The sequence below is a fragment of the Cutibacterium sp. genome, assembly GCF_030525615.1.
Classification (GTDB): Bacteria; Actinomycetota; Actinomycetes; order Propionibacteriales; family Propionibacteriaceae; genus Cutibacterium.
The window spans coordinates 646,593-663,190 of sequence record NZ_JAUNEJ010000001.1 but is presented as its reverse complement, the minus strand read 5'-3'; the positions used below and the strand labels follow the sequence as shown (position 1 = coordinate 663,190).

Below are 16,598 nucleotides of genomic sequence, written 5' to 3'. Positions count from 1 at the left end.
TACCCGGTGAAAGCCGGTAAACATGATTTCACCCCGTTAGGCGCTCCCGGAGGGATTCGAACCCTCGCTCCCGCCTCCGGAGGGCGGTGCTCTATCCCCTGAGCTACGGGAGCCGGTGGGTCCATGGACCCCGACCGTCCGTCGACTCTAGCGCACTCGTGGGGTGGTTTGCTATTCATGGCTCCGAAGATGGACACCCGCCAATCCGGTCGTCAGCCTCTGGCAAGGTGGAAGCATGACGCATATGCACGTTGCCGGCTCGGTTCACGCCGACGTCGCGGCCGCCGGCCCCCAGTGGTTGACTGTGCCCGATGACGTCAACGCCCTGAACCCTGCCCTGTGGTCCGGATCCACTGGACGTGACAACGACGGTATCGTCGGCATTGCAGGCGTCCGCGTGACAGATCTGCTGGCCAGGTACGGCTCGCCGCTCTACGTCCTCGATGAGGCTGATTTCCGCCAGCGTGTCAGAGCTTTCCGCGATGCCTTCGCAGGATGGGACGTCTACTACGCCGGTAAAGCATTTCTCACTCGCACAATCGCCTCATGGATCCATGACGAGGGTCTGTGTCTGGATACCTGCACCGGCGGTGAACTCATCACTGCTCTTCAAGGTGGAATGGATCCGGAACGTATCGGTTTGCACGGGAACAACAAATCACTTGCCGAGCTGAAACTGGCCCTAAGCACCGGGGTCGGGCGGATTATCGTTGATTCGCTCGATGAGATTACCCGCATTGAGCTCCTGTGTCGCGAGAACAATTGGCACGCACGAGTCATGGTGCGGGTGACTGCTGGCGTCGAGGCTCACACCCACGAGTACATCGCCACCGCGCATGAAGACCAAAAGTTTGGTTTCTCAATCACCAATGGAGCTGCCATGGTGGCCATGGTGAGGTGTCATACCAGTGACGTTATTGACCTTCTTGGCATCCATTCTCACATTGGGTCGCAGATTTTCGACACCGCCGGTTTTGAGGTTGCGGCCCGGCGCACTATGAAGCTGCTTGAACAGTTCAAGCAAGCTACCGGAACCGCCCTGCCTGAACTTGACCTTGGCGGCGGATTCGGCATTGCCTACACCATTCAGGACTCTCCGGCCACCCCAGAGAGATTGGCTGAATCTCTCCGCGAGATCGTCACCCTGGAAGCTCGAGGGAGGGGGATGGAGGTACCCCACATCTCTCTGGAACCCGGTCGTGCCATTGTCGGCCCGACCACGATGGCCCTTTACACCGTTGGCACTGTCAAGCCTGTGGACCTGGACACCGGTGCTCAGCGAATCTATGTGTCCGTTGACGGGGGTATGAGCGATAACATTCGTCCGGCTCTTTATGCTGCGGAGTACTCTGCAGTCGTCGCCAACCGGGCCTCGACGGTCACCCCGGTGTTATGCCGTATCGTCGGAAAACACTGCGAGGCCGGCGACATTCTGGTTCGTGACGTTTACCTTCCGGGTGACGTTTCCCCGGGTGACGTCATTGCAGTTCCTGGTGCCGGAGCCTATTCCAGGTCCATGGCCTCGAACTACAACCACGTTCCGCGTCCTGCTGTCGTCCGCGTCGGTACGGGAACTCCTGCGGACACGTCGGTGTTGCTGAGGCGGGAGACTATCGACGATCTGCTCTCTCTGGACACAGGCCCGGTCAAGGCTGAGGTGCAGTGGCCGTGTTAGAAGACAAGAATAAGTGGCTCAACTGCCTTAACCAACGATCCGCTGACAACAACGAGAAGAGGATGAGATGACGAACACCGCCGGTTCCGCGTCAGCCCAGCCGATCCGCGTGGCCCTACTCGGGTGCGGTGTCGTGGGCTCCCAGGTAGCCCGGATGATTCAGTCACGCAGCGATGACATCGCAGCTCGGGTGGGCCGTGACGTCGAGCTCGCTGGCATTGCCGTTGCCCATCCTGATCGGCCACGTCAAGGCCTTGACTCCAGGCTGTTCACGGATGATCCGACAGCTCTAGTCAATCGCAACGACATCGACATCGTCATCGAACTTATCGGCGGTATCGATCCCGCTCGCCAGCTCCTGACGGCGGCCTTGGAAAAGAGGCATTCCGTCGTCACCGCCAACAAGGCTCTCCTTGCCGCCCATGGCGCACAATTACACGCAGTCGCTGAGGACAACAAGGTTGACCTCTACTACGAAGCCGCTGTGGCCGGAGCCATTCCGATCGTCAGACCACTGCGCGAGTCACTTGTCGGTGACCAGATCACCCGGGTGATGGGTATCGTCAACGGCACAACGAACTACATCCTCGACCAGATGACGACTACTGGAGCAGGTTTCGACGAGGCTTTGGCCCAGGCACAAGCTAGGGGATACGCTGAGGCAGATCCGACGGCCGACATCGAGGGATATGACGCGGCCGCCAAGGCAGCTCTGCTATCCGGGTTGGCTTTCCATACTCGTATGCGCGGCGACCAGGTATATCGGGAAGGCATTACGGCCATTACCCGCGAAGACATTGGTGCTGCGCGAGACATGGACTGCGTTATTAAGCTCCTAGCAGTGTGCGAGGCTGGCCCTGACGGTATCTCTGCTCGCGTTCATCCGGCTTTGGTTCCTGCCGCCCACCCACTAGGAGGGGTTTCAGGTGCGTTCAATGCTGTCTTCGTCGAAGCTCGCGAGGCCGGTCATCTCATGTTCCTGGGACCGGGGGCAGGTGGCTCTCCGACGGCCTCCGCTGTCATGGGTGATCTGGTAACGGTCGCTCGTAACTTGGTTCGAGGAGTCGCCGGACCGCCCCAGGACGTCTACGGGAAATTCCCGATTCTGCCCATCGACGAGGTTCGTACCAGATTCCACCTACGTCTGCAGGTACGTGACCAGCCAGGTGTCCTTGCTGAGGTCGCCAAGATCTTCGCGAGCCATAGCGTCTCCTTGCAGACCGTCCAACAATCAGCGGTGGAGGCTAACGATCGCGCCGACGGCTGGTCCGCGACCCTCAAGATCCTCACCCACGAAGCCCGAGAGTGCGACGTCAAGCAATGCGTCAATGAACTCACCGGGCACCATTACGTCAACTCTGATCCCCGCGTCATTCGAGTGGAGGGAATGTAATCATGGCCCAGCGTCCGTTCGGCGTCATTGAAAAGTACCGCGATCGACTCCCGCTGGACGGGATCGACGAGATCGTCACCTTGGGAGAGGGATCTACGCCATTGGTGCCGGCCCCTCGTCTGGGCGCTGAGCTCGGTTCATCGGTCTGGATTAAAGTCGAGGGTGCCAACCCGACTGGTTCCTTCAAAGACCGGGGAATGACAGTGGCCATGACGAAGGCCCTCGCTGACGGGTCGAAAGCTGTCGTGTGCGCCTCCACCGGCAACACCTCGGCTTCCGCCTCGGCCTACGCGATTCGGGCTGGCATGACCCCTGTGGTGCTGCTTCCTCAAGGAAAGATCGCGGCCGGCAAGCTTGCCCAGGCCGTTGTCCATGGCGGTCGCATTATTCAGGTTCTCGGTAATTTTGACGATTGTCTTCGTATCGCTCGCGAATTGGCTGAGAGTTTCCCGGTGTCCTTGGTCAACTCGGTCAACCCATACCGTATTGAAGGGCAGAAAACGGCCGCTTTCGAGGTTGTCGATGTGCTCGGCGACGCCCCCGACATCCACGCCCTGCCGGTCGGCAATGCCGGAAACATCACCGCGTACTGGAAGGGCTACCGCGAATACGCCGATGACGGTCCTGCCCGTCATACCCCGAGGATGTTTGGTTTCCAGGCCGCCGGAGCTGCCCCGCTGGTACTGGGTCACGACGTCGATAATCCGGAGACTGTGGCCACGGCCATTCGTATTGGTAGGCCGGCGTCGGGCCACCTCGCGCTGGCCGCTCGTGACGAGTCGAATGGACTCATCCAGGCTGTTACCGATGAGCAAATCCTCGACGCTCAGGCATTCCTTGCCGCTCAGGAGGGTATCTTCGTGGAACCGGCTTCGGCTGCGGGTGTCGCTGGGCTTCTTAAGCTGAAATCGGAAGGCAGACTGGAGTCCGGACAGCGCATCGTCATCACCGTCACGGGCAATGGCCTCAAAGACATTGACACTGCGCTGAGCCGCACCACTTTGTCCACTGAAGCCGTCGAGGCATCGACCGACAAGGTCGCAGCCCTGCTGGATTTCCAGTCCTGAGAGGTTGATGATGGCTGACAGCGTGCGGGTGCGTGTTCCTGCCACCTCAGCGAATCTTGGCCCTGGATATGACTGCATGGGTCTGGCCCTGGATCTTTGGGATGAAGTTGGAGTCGAGGTCCTTGACCGCCCGGGCGTAGAGATCGAGGTGACGGGAGAGGGTGCCGATACCGTCCCCCACGACGAGTCTCACCTCGTCGTTGCTACGTTGCGACAAGGTCTGGTGGAACTGGGTTACCCTCACCCCGACGCTGGCTTGCACCTAGTCGCTGTCAATGCGATACCGCAGAGCCGTGGTCTTGGGTCCTCGGCTGCGGCGATCGTGTCCGGATTGGCATTGGCTTGGGGTTTGGCACGTCCAGGAATTGCGCTAGACCGCACCGAGCTGCTGACGATGGCCGCAGCTATCGAGGGACATCCTGACAATGCTGCCCCCGCCATCCTTGGAGGAGCCCAGCTGGCGTGGTTGAGCGGGGATACCGTCAATCACATTGGATTGGCGGTTAACCCATCAATCATTTTCCGAGTTTTCGTTCCCGATCGCCATGTCCCTACCGCGCTGGCCCGCCAGGTTCTCCCCGAACGGGTTGATCGTGCTGACGCCATTCACCAGGTTTTGGCCGCTTCTCTCCTGGTGACGGCCTTGACGACAGCGCCGGAGTACTTGCTGGCCGCTACCAACGACTGGCTCCATCAGCCATATCGGCGCACCCTCATGCCCGAATCAGCAACCCTCATGGATACCCTGCGTTCCCGAGGTATCGCCTCCGTAATATCCGGTGCCGGCCCTACCGTCCTAGCTTTGGGGACTCGCGATCAGTTTGAGGCAGTTTACGACGTTGACGCTACGGGTTTCGCGGTTCATGATCTCGTTCTCGGCGAAGGTGTTCATTTCCTCTGACCTGTTGTGTGAGCGAGATCCGGTATGTGCGTTATAGTGGTTCCGTAAGCGCGTTCAACGCGCAATTCCCCACTGACGAGCGAGCCGTGACACGGCCATAGGCCCGTCCTTGGGGACCATGTCCTCGGCGTTCGAGGGCCTCGAACGCCGCACCTCGGCCGAGGGTCTCACTCAGCAGACCATCCCGGAACACCGTGGTGTCAGCCGCCCGACCCATTGTCGATTCCGACGGCAGGCCCGATGAAACCCGCCCGCCGGGAGTTGCACCGGCCGGGGCAGTTTGAAGGGACTTACGTGACTCAAACCTCACAGCCGGGCGGATCCTTAGATCTGTCCACGAAGTTGCTGCCTGAGCTTCGATCCATCGCTGCGCAGATGGGTATCAAGGGAGCTCGCAGTATGCGCAAGGCTGACCTTGTGGCCGCAATCTCTGATGGGGGATACCCCGGAACAGGGAAGTCAACCTCTCGTCATGAGGGGGGACAAGAGCCTCACAACTCTGGAGACAACGCCCGTCCGCAGCGTGCCCGGCGTCGCCACTCGCCCGAACCCGATACGCACGCCTCGCAGGCAGAGAAAACCCCGTCAGTGGGTGACCTCCTTGACGCTGCAGAGGCGCAAAAGCGCACTGCCGAGGCGAAGAAACCAGAGGACCGGCGAAGCGAGGACGCTACCAACGATCATCAGCACCGTGGCAATAGCGGCCGAGTGGAGTCGCCGCGTCGTCGTGCTCGCAACACTTCCCGCGACAATTCCAACGCTCACTTTGGCGACAACACCGTTAATGACGAAGTTGGCGCTCGGTTGGAGGCGCTGTCTCGCGGGAAGAATAGTGAGCGTTCCCAATTGGATCGCGGGACTCGCGGAGAGCGCAACAATAACGACTACGACTCGAACCCCAACGACGATTACGGGCGCTCGTCAGATTACGGAAATGGTGGGCGGCGCTCACGTCGCCGTCGTCAGCGCGATCGCCAGAATCGTCACAAGCGTTTCAATGAGCGGTACTCGGATTCCGAGCCGAATCTCCGCGAGGATGACGTCCTCGTGCCGTGTTCCGGCATTCTCGACATACGCGATCAATACGCCTTTGTGCGCACCTCGGGGTATCTGCCTGGATCCAATGACGCTTATGTTTCGATGGCAATGGTGCGTCGCCACGCTCTGCGCAAGGGGGACGTTATCGTCGGTCAGATGCGTGCTCACCGCGAGGGGGAGAGGCGCGAAAAGTTCGCACCTCTGGTCAAAATTGAGCAGGTCAATGGTGCTGATCCCGAGCAGATGAGGCAGCGTCCTGAGTTTTCCAAGCTCACCCCGTTGTACCCGCAGGAGCGCCTACGCCTCGAGGATGACCCCAAGAACATGACGGGGCGGATCATCGACCTGGTCAGCCCGATTGGTAAGGGCCAGCGTGGTCTCATCGTCTCGCCTCCTAAGGCTGGCAAGACGATGATTATGCAGTCGATCGCGAACTCCATCACCAAGAACAATCCTGAGGTTCACCTCATGGTTGTCTTGGTCGATGAGCGCCCCGAAGAAGTCACCGACTTCCAGCGCACCGTCAGCGGGGAAGTTATTGCCTCGACCTTCGATCGTCCTGCCGACGACCACACGCAGCTGTCCGAGTTGGCCATTGAGCGAGCCAAGCGTCTGGTGGAGCTCGGTCACGACGTCGTTATTTTGCTTGACGGCATTACCCGCCTAGGGCGTGCCTACAACCTGGCTGCTCCCGCCTCTGGACGTATCCTCTCCGGTGGTGTCGACTCAGCCGCTCTGTACCCACCTAAGAAGTTCTTCGGCGCAGCTCGAAACATCGAACATGGTGGATCCTTGACGATCCTGGCAACAGCCCTCGTTGAGACCGGTTCGAAGATGGATGAGGTGATCTTTGAAGAGTTCAAGGGGACCGGAAACATGGAGCTTCGCCTGCGCCGTGAGTTCGCCAACAAGCGGTTGTTCCCGGCTATCGACGTCGACGCTTCCGGGACTCGTCGCGAAGAGCTTATTCTTTCGCGCGAAGAGACAGCGATCATGTGGAAGCTGCGCCGCGTCCTGTCTGGGTTGGAGGGGTCTCAGGCCCTTGAGATGATGCTGTCGAGGCTGCGCAAGACTCAGACCAACGTCGAGTTTCTGTATGCAATCTCCAAGACCACTCCCAACCAGGAGTGACGGCATCAAGTAGACCAAGGCGAGTTAATCGGTGTATCGTCAATCGCCGGCTCCGGTTCACGTCCGGATGGATGAGTCAGGCGACCCGGGGCACGTTAGACAAGGAGATCGCACATGAAGCAGGGAATTCATCCCGACTACCACGAGACGACCGTGGTGTGCACCTGCGGAAACACTTTTACCACCCGCAGCACCGCACCGTCTGGCACCCTCAACGCCGACGTGTGCTCGAAGTGCCACCCGTTCTACACCGGTAAGCAGAAGATTCTTGACACCGGCGGTCGCGTCGCCCGATTCGAGCGCCGCTACGGCAAGAAGAACTGACGTCGCAATGATGTATCGCTATGGCGCCGGGCTAACGCTCGGCGTCATCGTTGTTTCAGGGGCCATGAGGCGGCTCCACTATCGTTGGCCAGGAGGGTCATGAGCGAATCCACGCAGCAAGCGGTTGACGAGGTTCGTCGTCGTCTGCGGGACATCGAAACTCAACTCGCAGACCCGAAGGTGCTCGCCGATCCTGCCGCAATGGGACGGCTTGGCAAACGCCACTCGAGATTGCGCCATGTCGTGTCGGTTGCCGATAGTATTGACCACCTGACCGCAGATCTCCAAGTCGCTGAGGATCTCGCTGACGAAGATCCTGATTTCGGGCAGGAGGCCGACAACCTGCGTCACCACCTCGACGCTGCGAGCGCCGAGCTGACAGAGTTGCTCGCTCCCTCGGACCCGCTCGACCACGAGGACGCCCTGGTCGAGATCCATTCCGGCGAGGGTGGCGAAGAATCTGCCCTCTTTGCTGCGGATCTGCTGCGGATGTACACGCGGTACGCCGAGAGAGTCGGATGGAAAGTCAGGGAGCTCACCAGCGAGTTGACTGATCTTGGCGGGTATCGCTCTGTCGTCATTGCTGTTGAGGGTGTGCCTTCTCGGCCAGCCTACGGTTACCTCAAGCACGAGGGAGGTGTTCATCGCGTGCAGCGAGTGCCAGTGACGGAATCTGCTGGACGCATTCACACCTCGGCGGTCGGCGTCCTCGTCATGCCTGATGTCGACGAGACCGAGGTCGACATTGATCCTGCTGACGTGCGCGTCGACGTTTACCGTTCGTCAGGTCCAGGCGGTCAAGGGGTCAACACCACTGATTCTGCAGTTCGGCTCACCCATCTTCCAACCGGTATCGTCGCGAGCTGCCAGAACGAACGCAGTCAGCTGCAGAATAAGACTGAGGCCATGCGGATGCTGCGCGCTAAAGTCGCCGCCTTGGCTGCTCAACAAGTCGCTGACGAGAACGATCGTATGCGTCGAGACCAGGTCCGCACTGTCGACCGTTCGGCGCGAGTACGCACGTATAACTTTCCCGAGAACCGGCTTACGGACCACCGCATTGGGTACAAGTCCCGCAAACTTGACCAAATCCTGTCCGGTGACCTTGGTGAAGTCCTCGACGCCCTCCATGCTGACGAGGTGAAACGGCGAATGGCCGGCCCGAATGACAGTCAGGAATCCTCGTGACAGATTCCAGCCCCTCGCTTCTTTTGGCGCGGGCAACGCGGCGCCTCACCACTGGAGGTATCCCGACCCCAGCTGCTGATGCACGAATGCTGCTGTGCGAGGCCCTTGACGTGCAACCCGCAAAACTTATCCTTGTCTCCAGCGTGAGCCCCGCTGACGAGGCCCGGTTTACCAAGATGGTGGATCGGCGTCGATCCGGCGAACCGATCCAATACATCGTCGGTCATGCCTGGTTCCGTGGCTTACGTCTGGAGGTCGGCCCGGGGGTTTTCATCCCCCGGTTGGAAACCGAATTGGTGACTGAGTATGCCGTTGATGAGGCGCGTCGTCTTGTCACGACTGGGGCCAGCCCGCGCGTTATTGATCTTTGTGCGGGGACCGGGGCTATTGCCCTCTCGGTTGCCAGCGAGGTGCCAGGAGCTCGAGTCAGCGCTGTCGAACTCGACGAGGCGGCCTTGATATGGACGCGGCGGAACCTTGCCAATTCTCGGGTGGAGCTTTTTGCCGGGGACGCCTTGGAAGTTCCGCGTGATGGACGCCGTTTCGATGTGGTCGTCACCAATCCGCCGTACCTGCGTCGAGTCGACGCCTCCGCCATACCTGCTGATGTCACGAATCACGAACCCGGGGTCGCGCTGTTTTCCGGTGACGACGGGTTAGATCTTCCACGTCGTCTTATCGACCGGGCGGCAAAACTCCTCGTGCCGGGCGGGTTATTCGTGATGGAGCACGATGACACTCACTGCACGGCGCTGACCGAGGCTATGGCGATGACGGAGCAGTGGGATGAGATAGCCGACCATGACGACCTCTCAGGCAGACCGAGGTTCGTCACGGCTCGCCGACGGTGCAAGGATAGATGTTATGGATGAGACTGACCCGACTGTGGTCGAAGATGATGATCTGACGGCATTCCCCGGCGTGGAGTCGACCGACAGTCAGTCCGAGCTTGTCGAGGGTGCAGACGAGGCTGAGGATACTGGGACCACTCCGCTTATTCTCGATGTCACGGACCCGGAGACGTGGGAAGAGGCCTTGGAGCAGGCAGCCGACGCTGTGAGGGACGGCGAGTGCATTGTCTTGCCAACCGACACCGTTTACGGCATTGGTGCCGACGCTCTCAATGCCTTGGCGGTTCAGCGCCTCCTCAACGCCAAAGAACGGGGTCGTGACATGCCGCCGCCAGTCCTGGTAAGTGATTCGGTCGCTTTGCCGGCGTTGTGCCAGCGCATTCCGGCCGCAGCGGAGGCTCTCGCAGAGAAGTACTGGCCCGGCGGATTGACACTGATTTTGCGTGCTCAGGACTCTCTTGGCATGGACTTGGGAGAGACGAACGGCACCTTGGCGGTGCGGGTGCCCGACCAGGAACAAGCCCGCGAGCTGTTGCGTATGACGGGACCGATGGCCGTCTCTAGTGCAAACAAGTCCGGGCATCCTGCTGCTCTCACAGCCCAGGAGGCCGCCGATCAGCTCGGTGTGTCGGTAGCTGTGTATCTGGACGCTGGCCCGAGTCGTGTTGGGGAGTCTTCCACCATCATCGACTTCGTGTCGACCTCCGAAGGCAAGATCGTTCGGCAGGGAGCCCTGTCTCTGGAAGCGATCCACGACGTGGCTCCTGATGTCGCCGGAATGGAAGACCTCAAGGACCACACCGACGAAGAGGCTTCTTCTGAACCCACTTCGAATGACGAGAACTAACACGCGGATATGCGCGAGTACATCCTGGTAATGCTGACATCAGGCCTGACGACATATTTGTTGTCGGGTCTGTGTCGGCAGGTTGCCTTGAGGTGGGGAGCCGTTGCCAAGGTACGTTCACGCGACGTCCATACCAAACCGGTTCCCTATTTCGGTGGGGTGGCGATGCTTGGGGGAGTGGCGCTGTCCTGCCTGTTGGCGCGAAATATGCCCTTCCTGGGGCGTCACCTTCTGGTGGCTGACGACGCCTTGACCATCTGCATGGCGGGAGCCGTCATCTGCATTGTCGGTGTTTTAGACGACCTTCTCGATCTACCCGCTCTGGCTAAAGCAGCAGGGCAGGTGCTGGCAGCCGGAATCGTCGTGACGGGTGGTGTCCGGATGTTCTGGATCCCACTTCCCAATTCGATCATCGCGTTGGGGACCCCAACCTCGATCCTCGTGACGGTGTTCTTCATCGTGTTGTGCGCCAATGCGGTGAACTTTATCGACGGTCTGGACGGCTTGGCCTCTGGCGTCGTGGCCATCGGGTCGCTCGCCTTTTTCTTCTACACCTATTTATTGGCCCACGAGCAGGACTTCGTGGTGGCGACGACGACGAGCCTCATCACAGCTACTACGGCTGGAGCATGTATGGGATTCTTGCCTCACAACTGGCACCCAGCGAAGATGTTCATGGGGGATTCAGGGTCATTGCTACTGGGTTTCCTACTCGCCACGTCCACGATTTCCCTTACCGGGCAGATCGATTCCACGGCGTTAACCGCTCAGGGCGGCGGACTCGTTCCCGCCTACCTTCCAATCGTCGTCCCACTCATGGTGCTCGCGATTCCCCTTCTCGATCTGGTGATGGGTTATGTCAGACGGACCTGGCGGGGAACGTGGTTCTTCGTTGCCGACAAGCAACACCTTCACCATCGTCTGCTGCAGCACGGGCACTCCCACGTCCGAGCTGTGTTGCTGATGTATCTCTGGACCACTGTGCTGACCTTCGGTACGGTCTTCATTGGTTTAGCGAGGACGTGGTGGGCCGTTACCATCGTCATCGTTGGACTCATCATGTGCGTGCTCCTGACTATGGCTAATTCCCGCCATCCGGTCGTCAAGGCTTGAGATTTCGACTCTGCGGCACATGATGTGTTACATTCCTCACCAAGACATACTTGGGCAGGTCAGTTACTCGACCCACAGCGTAGCGTTGCCGAGTTGAGATAGCCTGAATGATGATCGCTGAATCCACTAGACAGCGTTGCGGGGAGGGATGACGAGATGACGCATCTCGCCAGAGCTCACGCCACGAATAGTCCTATACCTTCGATCTCGAAAATACTGGCACCGATTTACAGGGCCGGTCTCGTCTGGGCCGCTGTGGGTGGGCTTTCCACGACGGCTGTGACGACGGTTGTCGTCACGCCTCATTCCGCTTCTGCTCTCAGCGGGCTGTTTGGCACGGCAATCGGGGTCGCTTTCTTGGCGTGCGGACGCGAAGTTCACCTCCTGGATCGCACTCGGTCAGTGTCGCTGACAGTAGGATTCTTTATTGTCCAGATCGCCGTTCTCGGCGGGCTGGCCGCCATCTTGGTGCCCTACCGCACCGGTCTCCTACCAATACCGTGTGCAACATCGGCCACAGCCGTCGCGCTCGCGTGGACCGTCGGAATCGTTGTCGCTGGACGACGTCCCCAACGTATTTATGAAGATCCTCAGGGGCAGAATTACTCTCATGCCGAAACTTCTGGGGCGGATGGAGGTCGACGATGAGCACTACCAGCCCTACGACTGCTAGAGTCACTCTGGATATGAGCATGAATCCAGCGAGGCGAACAGGTCGCTCCAGGCTGTCTTCCAACAATGACGCTTGGGGTGTCTTGAGCTATGTCTTGGCCGGGATGCTCTTTTACGGCGGCATTGGGTGGCTCTTGTCTAGTCACTTCCATCAGATGTGGATTTTCGCCGTTGGCATGATTGTTGGTCTAGCGGCGAGTGTCTACCTCATTGTCAAACGGTACGGATCCGTGCCTGAGCAGAACAACGACCGGGAGGGTCAGTGAACGAGATCATGTCTCCCCTGGAGTTCCAGACTCCAGGACTTGAGGACTTCGAGTTCGACGGGACCTTCGGGGTGGCTTGGATGGACAAGCCGTTCTGGCAGGTCATCATCGCCTTTTTCGTCGTTATCGCCTTTTGGGTATGGATGAGCAGAGGTCTCAAAGTTGTTCCCGGTAAACGCCAGGTCTTTGCGGAGTACTGTTACAACTTCATTCGTAACACGCTGGCGCGGGATACTATTGGGCATGGATTCGAGCCGTGGCTGCCGTACTTAGTCGCGCTGTTCAGCTTTATTCTCATCAACAACTGGTTCGGTGAACTCTTCGTCTTCATGTTCCCGACCTTCTCCCACATCGGGTATGTGTATGGCCTCGCCATCGTCTCATGGTTTGTCTACGTCATTGCGGGTTTCAAAACCAAGGGAATTCGTTATCTCAAGGATTCGATGCTGCCTCCCGGTGTTCCGTGGTACTTGTGGTGGCTCATCATCCCGTTGGAGTTCCTGTCGAACTTCATTACCCGTCCACTGACTCTGTCGTTGCGACTATTCGCCAATATGTTCGCCGGCCACCTCATTATCATGATTTTCGTCGTGGGCGGCGGATTCCTCCTCACCTATGAATCCAACCCGTTGTTCAACGTCGCCGGCGGCGTTTCCCTGATTCTCAGTTTCGCGCTATTCGCGTTGGAGCTGTTCGTGGGCTTCCTACAGGCCTACGTATTCACCGTGCTGTCAGCACAGTACGTGGCTTCTTCGATCTCGGACGGACACTGACAGTACAAAAAACCACCCCCAGACCTCGTCGTCACAACAACCGGCGACGAAGACAACGCCCCCACCAGGGGCATAATTCGGAAGGACACACCATGGTTCCCATGCTCATCGGTGGCTCGCTCAACTCCATCGGCTACGGCCTTGCCACCCTCGGCCCGGCTCTCGGCGTAGCTTGGATCTTTGCGTCCGTCATCAATGGCACCGCTCGTCAGCCTGAGGCTCGTCCAGCTATGATGACGACAGCATTCATCGGCTTCGCTGTGGTTGAGGCTTTGGCGCTGTTCGGCTTCGTACTCGCCTTCATCGTCAAGTGAGACCGGCCGTATGAACATTCTCGAAGTGGATTTGGGGCCGCTCGTCCCACACCATTCCATCGAGATCATCGTCGGCATTATCCTGCTGCTCCTTCTCACCTGGCTGATAGCCAAGGCGGTTGTTCCCCGTTTCGAGGAGCTCTATCAGGAACGCACCGAGACGATTCAAGGTGGGATCGAGAGGGCCGAAAAGGCCCAGAAAGAGGCTAAGGCCGCTCTGGAGAAATACCAGGCTCAGCTGGCCAACGCCCGGGACGAGGCCGCCAAGATTCGTGAGGACGCAAAGAGTCAAGGCGCGCAGATCGTTGACGAAATGCGTGCCAACGCACAGGCAGAAGCTCATCGCATTACCGAGCGTGCCAATGCGCAGATTCAGGCGCAGCGTGACCAGGCGGTTCGGGAACTGCGTTCTGAGATTGGCAGCTTGGCCACGACTCTTGCTGGTCGGATTGTGGGCGAGTCCCTGCAGGATGATGAGCGCGTCCAGGCCACCGTCGACCGCTTCCTTTCGTCGTTGGCCGAGGAACCGTCGGCTTCTGACTCTCGGACGGTGAATCGGGCATGAGTACAGTGGTGAGCGCGTCACGGCAGCTCGACGAAGCTGGCGATCAACTCAGTGCAACGGCTGAATTCGCTAGTGAGGTCTTCGCAGTCGTCGACCTCCTGGAGCGGGAACACGGTCTGCGTCGAGCCCTCTCGGACACAAGTTCTGAGGCGAAAGCTCGTCAGGGACTTGTGGACGCAATCTTCGCGTCGAAGATCTCTACTGACTGCAAGGGGCTTCTCGACGCGACCACCAGATGTCAGTGGCGGTCACCAGCAGCGTTGACGGGCGCTCTGGAGCGCCAGGGAGTGCGTGCTGTGCTCCGTGCAGCCCAACAGGAAGATCGTCTGGAGACGGTTGCCGATGAGTTGTTCCACATCAGTCGGTTGGTACATGGTCAATCATCACTCCAGGTAGCGATCGGTGATTCCAACCGGGGATTGTCTGACCGTCAGCAGCTGCTGTCGACCTTGATTGGCGACCAGGTCGACAACGACACCCTCATCTTGGCTCGCCGCGCGGTCGCGTCATCCAGTGGCACCTTTGAACAGGTCATTGACGGTTATGTGGACATCGCCGCCGAATTAGCCAAACGGAAGCGCGTCATCGTGACGACTGCCAGGGCACTGACTGACATCCAGCGTGCCGAGATGGTGAAGCAACTGGAACGGATCACCGGTAACCCGATCGAGCTGTCCGAGATCGTCGACCCGGCGGTGCTCGGTGGTGCGCTCATCGACCTCGGCGACGAGGTCATCGATTCGACGGTGGCCCACCGTCTGGACCAAGCCCGACGAGAACTGGGCTGACATTCGTGACCTTCGCCTCGGGTGTGGGGCGGGGAAGCTTACAAGGAGACGCAATGGCGGAACTGACGATACGTCCGGAGGAAATCCGTGACGCCCTGGACAGCTTTGTCCAGAACTACGAGCCTGAGACGGCGGCCCGTGAGGAGGTCGGTACCGTCGTCACCTCCGGCGACGGTATCGCCCAGGTTGAGGGTCTTCCCTCGGCCATGGCCAATGAGTTGCTGCGCTTTGAGAACGGGACGATGGGAATCGCCCTCAACCTTGAAGAGCGGCACATCGGCGTGGTCGTGCTCGGCGACTCCGACGGAATTGATGAGGGATCGACTGTACGAGGCACTGGCGAAGTGCTGTCGGTCCCGGTCGGTGAGGGTTACCTCGGTCGCGTGGTTGACGCGATGGGCAACCCGGTCGACGGACTTGGCGAAATCAAGAATATCGAAGGTCGTCGCGCGCTCGAGATTCAGGCTGCCGGCGTCATGGATCGTCAAGAGGTCCGTGAGCCGCTCCAGACGGGGCTTAAAGCCATTGACTCGATGATTCCGATCGGGCGTGGTCAGCGTCAGCTCATCATTGGTGACCGTAAGACCGGTAAAACGGCCATTGCTATCGACACGATCATCAACCAGAAAAACAACTGGGAATCGGGTGATCCCAAGAAACAGGTTCGCTGTATCTACGTCGCTATTGGCCAAAAAGGATCGACGGTCGCCGAGGTTAAGGGTGCTCTCGAAAAGGCCGGAGCGATGGAGTACACCACCATCGTGCATGCCCCTGCATCTGACCCTGCTGGATTTAAGTACATCGCTCCGTACGCCGGTTCAGCCATCGGACAGCACTGGATGTACCAAGGTAAGCACGTTCTCATCGTGTTTGATGACCTCACCAAGCAGGCCGAGGCCTACCGAGCTATGTCGCTGCTGCTGCGTCGTCCGCCGGGCCGTGAGGCTTACCCCGGTGACGTCTTCTACCTCCACTCCCGTCTATTGGAGCGTTGCGCAAAGCTGTCAGACGAACTGGGCGGCGGTTCGATGACCGGGTTGCCGATCATCGAGACCAAGGCAAACGATGTGTCTGCCTTCATTCCGACGAACGTCATCTCGATTACTGACGGTCAGATCTTCTTGCAGTCCGATCTGTTCAACGCCAACCAGCGTCCAGCCGTTGACGTCGGTATCTCGGTGTCTCGAGTGGGTGGGGCTGCCCAGGTGAAGGCTATGAAGTCGGTGTCCGGCACGCTCAAGATTTCCCTGGCTCAGTACCGGGATATGGAGGCCTTCGCGATGTTCGCCTCTGACCTGGACGAGACCTCCCGCCGTCAGTTGGATCGCGGTGCCCGACTTATGGAGCTGCTGAAACAGGGGCAATTCTCGCCATATCCGGTGGAGGAGCAGACCATCAGTGTCTGGGGTGGAACCACCGGCAAGTTCGACGACGTTCCCGTCGAGGATGTGCTGCGCTTCGAGCGTGACGTTCTCGATTACTTGCGCAGCCACGGGAACGTGCTGGCGACGATTCGTGAGACCGGCAAGTTCGACGACGATACCCAGAAGGAAGCTGCGGCCGCCTTCGAGGAGGTCAAGAAGGGATTCAAGACCTCTGACGGTAAGATGTTGGTTGGCCGTGAGGAGTTCGATCCGATGACTGACGAGGATATTGACCAGGTCAAGATCGTTCGCGCGAAGAAGGGCTGAG

General features: G+C 59.3%; 17 protein-coding genes and 1 tRNA gene. 17 read left to right on the top strand and 1 reads right to left on the bottom strand.

What is annotated here, in order from left to right; all coding sequences use genetic code 11:
* Positions 1-41 precede the first annotated feature (41 nt).
* Positions 42-113, bottom strand: a tRNA-Arg gene (locus Q4B98_RS03080).
* Between the two features lie 122 nt (positions 114-235).
* Between Q4B98_RS03080 and lysA the strand changes: the two genes are divergently transcribed.
* The 17 genes from lysA to atpA all read left to right on the top strand — a co-directional run bounded on the left by lysA (position 236) and on the right by atpA (position 16,597).
* The gene (gene lysA, locus Q4B98_RS03075) at positions 236-1,675 is read left to right on the top strand and encodes a diaminopimelate decarboxylase (RefSeq protein ID WP_303195339.1); all 1,440 of its coding nucleotides are present in this window, start codon (positions 236-238) and stop codon (positions 1,673-1,675) included.
* 67 nt (positions 1,676-1,742) lie between these two features.
* Positions 1,743-3,068 carry a homoserine dehydrogenase gene (locus tag Q4B98_RS03070; RefSeq protein ID WP_303195337.1) on the top strand — a complete coding sequence of 442 codons (1,326 nt, stop codon included), beginning with the start codon at positions 1,743-1,745 and terminating at the stop codon, positions 3,066-3,068.
* Positions 3,069-3,070: 2 nt separating this feature from the next.
* Complete coding sequence (gene thrC, locus Q4B98_RS03065) at positions 3,071-4,135, top strand: threonine synthase (protein WP_303195336.1); 1,065 nt, start codon at positions 3,071-3,073, stop codon at positions 4,133-4,135.
* A 10-nt stretch (positions 4,136-4,145) separates the two neighbouring features.
* Complete coding sequence (gene thrB / locus Q4B98_RS03060; protein WP_303195335.1) at positions 4,146-5,036, top strand: homoserine kinase; 891 nt, start codon at positions 4,146-4,148, stop codon at positions 5,034-5,036.
* A gap of 294 nt (positions 5,037-5,330) precedes the next feature.
* Complete coding sequence (rho, locus tag Q4B98_RS03055; RefSeq protein ID WP_303195334.1) at positions 5,331-7,205, top strand: transcription termination factor Rho; 1,875 nt, start codon at positions 5,331-5,333, stop codon at positions 7,203-7,205.
* Between the two features lie 114 nt (positions 7,206-7,319).
* Positions 7,320-7,529, top strand: a complete 210-nt coding sequence (rpmE, locus tag Q4B98_RS03050) for a 50S ribosomal protein L31 (RefSeq protein ID WP_303195332.1) — start codon at positions 7,320-7,322, stop codon at positions 7,527-7,529.
* Positions 7,530-7,628: 99 nt separating this feature from the next.
* Positions 7,629-8,717 carry a peptide chain release factor 1 gene (gene prfA, locus Q4B98_RS03045; RefSeq protein WP_303195330.1) on the top strand — a complete coding sequence of 363 codons (1,089 nt, stop codon included), beginning with the start codon at positions 7,629-7,631 and terminating at the stop codon, positions 8,715-8,717.
* A complete protein-coding gene (prmC, locus tag Q4B98_RS03040) occupies positions 8,714-9,589 on the top strand; it encodes a peptide chain release factor N(5)-glutamine methyltransferase (protein WP_303195329.1) in 876 nt (291 codons plus the stop codon). Before prfA ends, prmC begins: the two co-directional genes overlap by 4 nt.
* Positions 9,573-10,415, top strand: coding sequence for an L-threonylcarbamoyladenylate synthase (locus Q4B98_RS03035; RefSeq protein ID WP_303195645.1), 843 nt, complete (start codon positions 9,573-9,575; stop codon positions 10,413-10,415). The genes prmC and Q4B98_RS03035 overlap by 17 nt, the downstream gene beginning before the upstream one ends.
* Positions 10,416-10,424: 9 nt before the next feature.
* Entirely contained in the window at positions 10,425-11,528 is a 1,104-nt protein-coding gene (locus Q4B98_RS03030; RefSeq protein ID WP_303195328.1) for an MraY family glycosyltransferase, read from the top strand.
* 156 nt (positions 11,529-11,684) lie between these two features.
* Entirely contained in the window at positions 11,685-12,176 is a 492-nt protein-coding gene (locus Q4B98_RS03025; protein WP_303195327.1) for a cyanate permease, read from the top strand.
* Positions 12,173-12,466: a hypothetical protein gene (locus Q4B98_RS03020; protein ID WP_303195325.1), complete on the top strand. Its 294-nt coding sequence runs from the start codon at positions 12,173-12,175 to the stop codon at positions 12,464-12,466. Before Q4B98_RS03025 ends, Q4B98_RS03020 begins: the two co-directional genes overlap by 4 nt.
* Entirely contained in the window at positions 12,463-13,239 is a 777-nt protein-coding gene (atpB, locus tag Q4B98_RS03015; protein ID WP_303195323.1) for a F0F1 ATP synthase subunit A, read from the top strand. Before Q4B98_RS03020 ends, atpB begins: the two co-directional genes overlap by 4 nt.
* 92 nt (positions 13,240-13,331) lie before the next feature.
* Positions 13,332-13,553, top strand: coding sequence for an ATP synthase F0 subunit C (gene atpE, locus Q4B98_RS03010; RefSeq protein ID WP_303195322.1), 222 nt, complete (start codon positions 13,332-13,334; stop codon positions 13,551-13,553).
* Between the two features lie 10 nt (positions 13,554-13,563).
* Entirely contained in the window at positions 13,564-14,118 is a 555-nt protein-coding gene (locus Q4B98_RS03005) for a F0F1 ATP synthase subunit B (RefSeq protein ID WP_303195320.1), read from the top strand.
* Positions 14,115-14,906 carry a F0F1 ATP synthase subunit delta gene (locus Q4B98_RS03000; RefSeq protein WP_303195319.1) on the top strand — a complete coding sequence of 264 codons (792 nt, stop codon included), beginning with the start codon at positions 14,115-14,117 and terminating at the stop codon, positions 14,904-14,906. The genes Q4B98_RS03005 and Q4B98_RS03000 overlap by 4 nt, the downstream gene beginning before the upstream one ends.
* A 53-nt stretch (positions 14,907-14,959) precedes the next feature.
* Positions 14,960-16,597, top strand: coding sequence for a F0F1 ATP synthase subunit alpha (gene atpA, locus Q4B98_RS02995; RefSeq protein WP_303195317.1), 1,638 nt, complete (start codon positions 14,960-14,962; stop codon positions 16,595-16,597).
* Position 16,598: the final 1 nt, after the last annotated feature.

Excerpts from the sequence above, each read along its gene's own strand:
- Q4B98_RS03070 (WP_303195337.1), top strand. The coding sequence starts at position 1,743 with ATGACGAACACCGCCGGTTCCGCGTCAGCCCAGCCGATCCGCGTGGCC.
- Q4B98_RS03025 (WP_303195327.1), top strand. The coding sequence starts at position 11,685 with ATGACGCATCTCGCCAGAGCTCACGCCACGAATAGTCCTATACCTTCG.
- Q4B98_RS03005 (WP_303195320.1), top strand. The coding sequence starts at position 13,564 with ATGAACATTCTCGAAGTGGATTTGGGGCCGCTCGTCCCACACCATTCC.
- rpmE (WP_303195332.1), top strand. The coding sequence starts at position 7,320 with ATGAAGCAGGGAATTCATCCCGACTACCACGAGACGACCGTGGTGTGC.
- atpA (WP_303195317.1), top strand. The coding sequence starts at position 14,960 with ATGGCGGAACTGACGATACGTCCGGAGGAAATCCGTGACGCCCTGGAC.
- Q4B98_RS03000 (WP_303195319.1), top strand. The coding sequence starts at position 14,115 with ATGAGTACAGTGGTGAGCGCGTCACGGCAGCTCGACGAAGCTGGCGAT.
- atpE (WP_303195322.1), top strand. The coding sequence starts at position 13,332 with ATGGTTCCCATGCTCATCGGTGGCTCGCTCAACTCCATCGGCTACGGC.
- prfA (WP_303195330.1), top strand. The coding sequence starts at position 7,629 with ATGAGCGAATCCACGCAGCAAGCGGTTGACGAGGTTCGTCGTCGTCTG.
- Q4B98_RS03030 (WP_303195328.1), top strand. The coding sequence starts at position 10,425 with ATGCGCGAGTACATCCTGGTAATGCTGACATCAGGCCTGACGACATAT.
- thrC (WP_303195336.1), top strand. The coding sequence starts at position 3,071 with ATGGCCCAGCGTCCGTTCGGCGTCATTGAAAAGTACCGCGATCGACTC.
- Q4B98_RS03020 (WP_303195325.1), top strand. The coding sequence starts at position 12,173 with ATGAGCACTACCAGCCCTACGACTGCTAGAGTCACTCTGGATATGAGC.
- thrB (WP_303195335.1), top strand. The coding sequence starts at position 4,146 with ATGGCTGACAGCGTGCGGGTGCGTGTTCCTGCCACCTCAGCGAATCTT.
- lysA (WP_303195339.1), top strand. The coding sequence starts at position 236 with ATGACGCATATGCACGTTGCCGGCTCGGTTCACGCCGACGTCGCGGCC.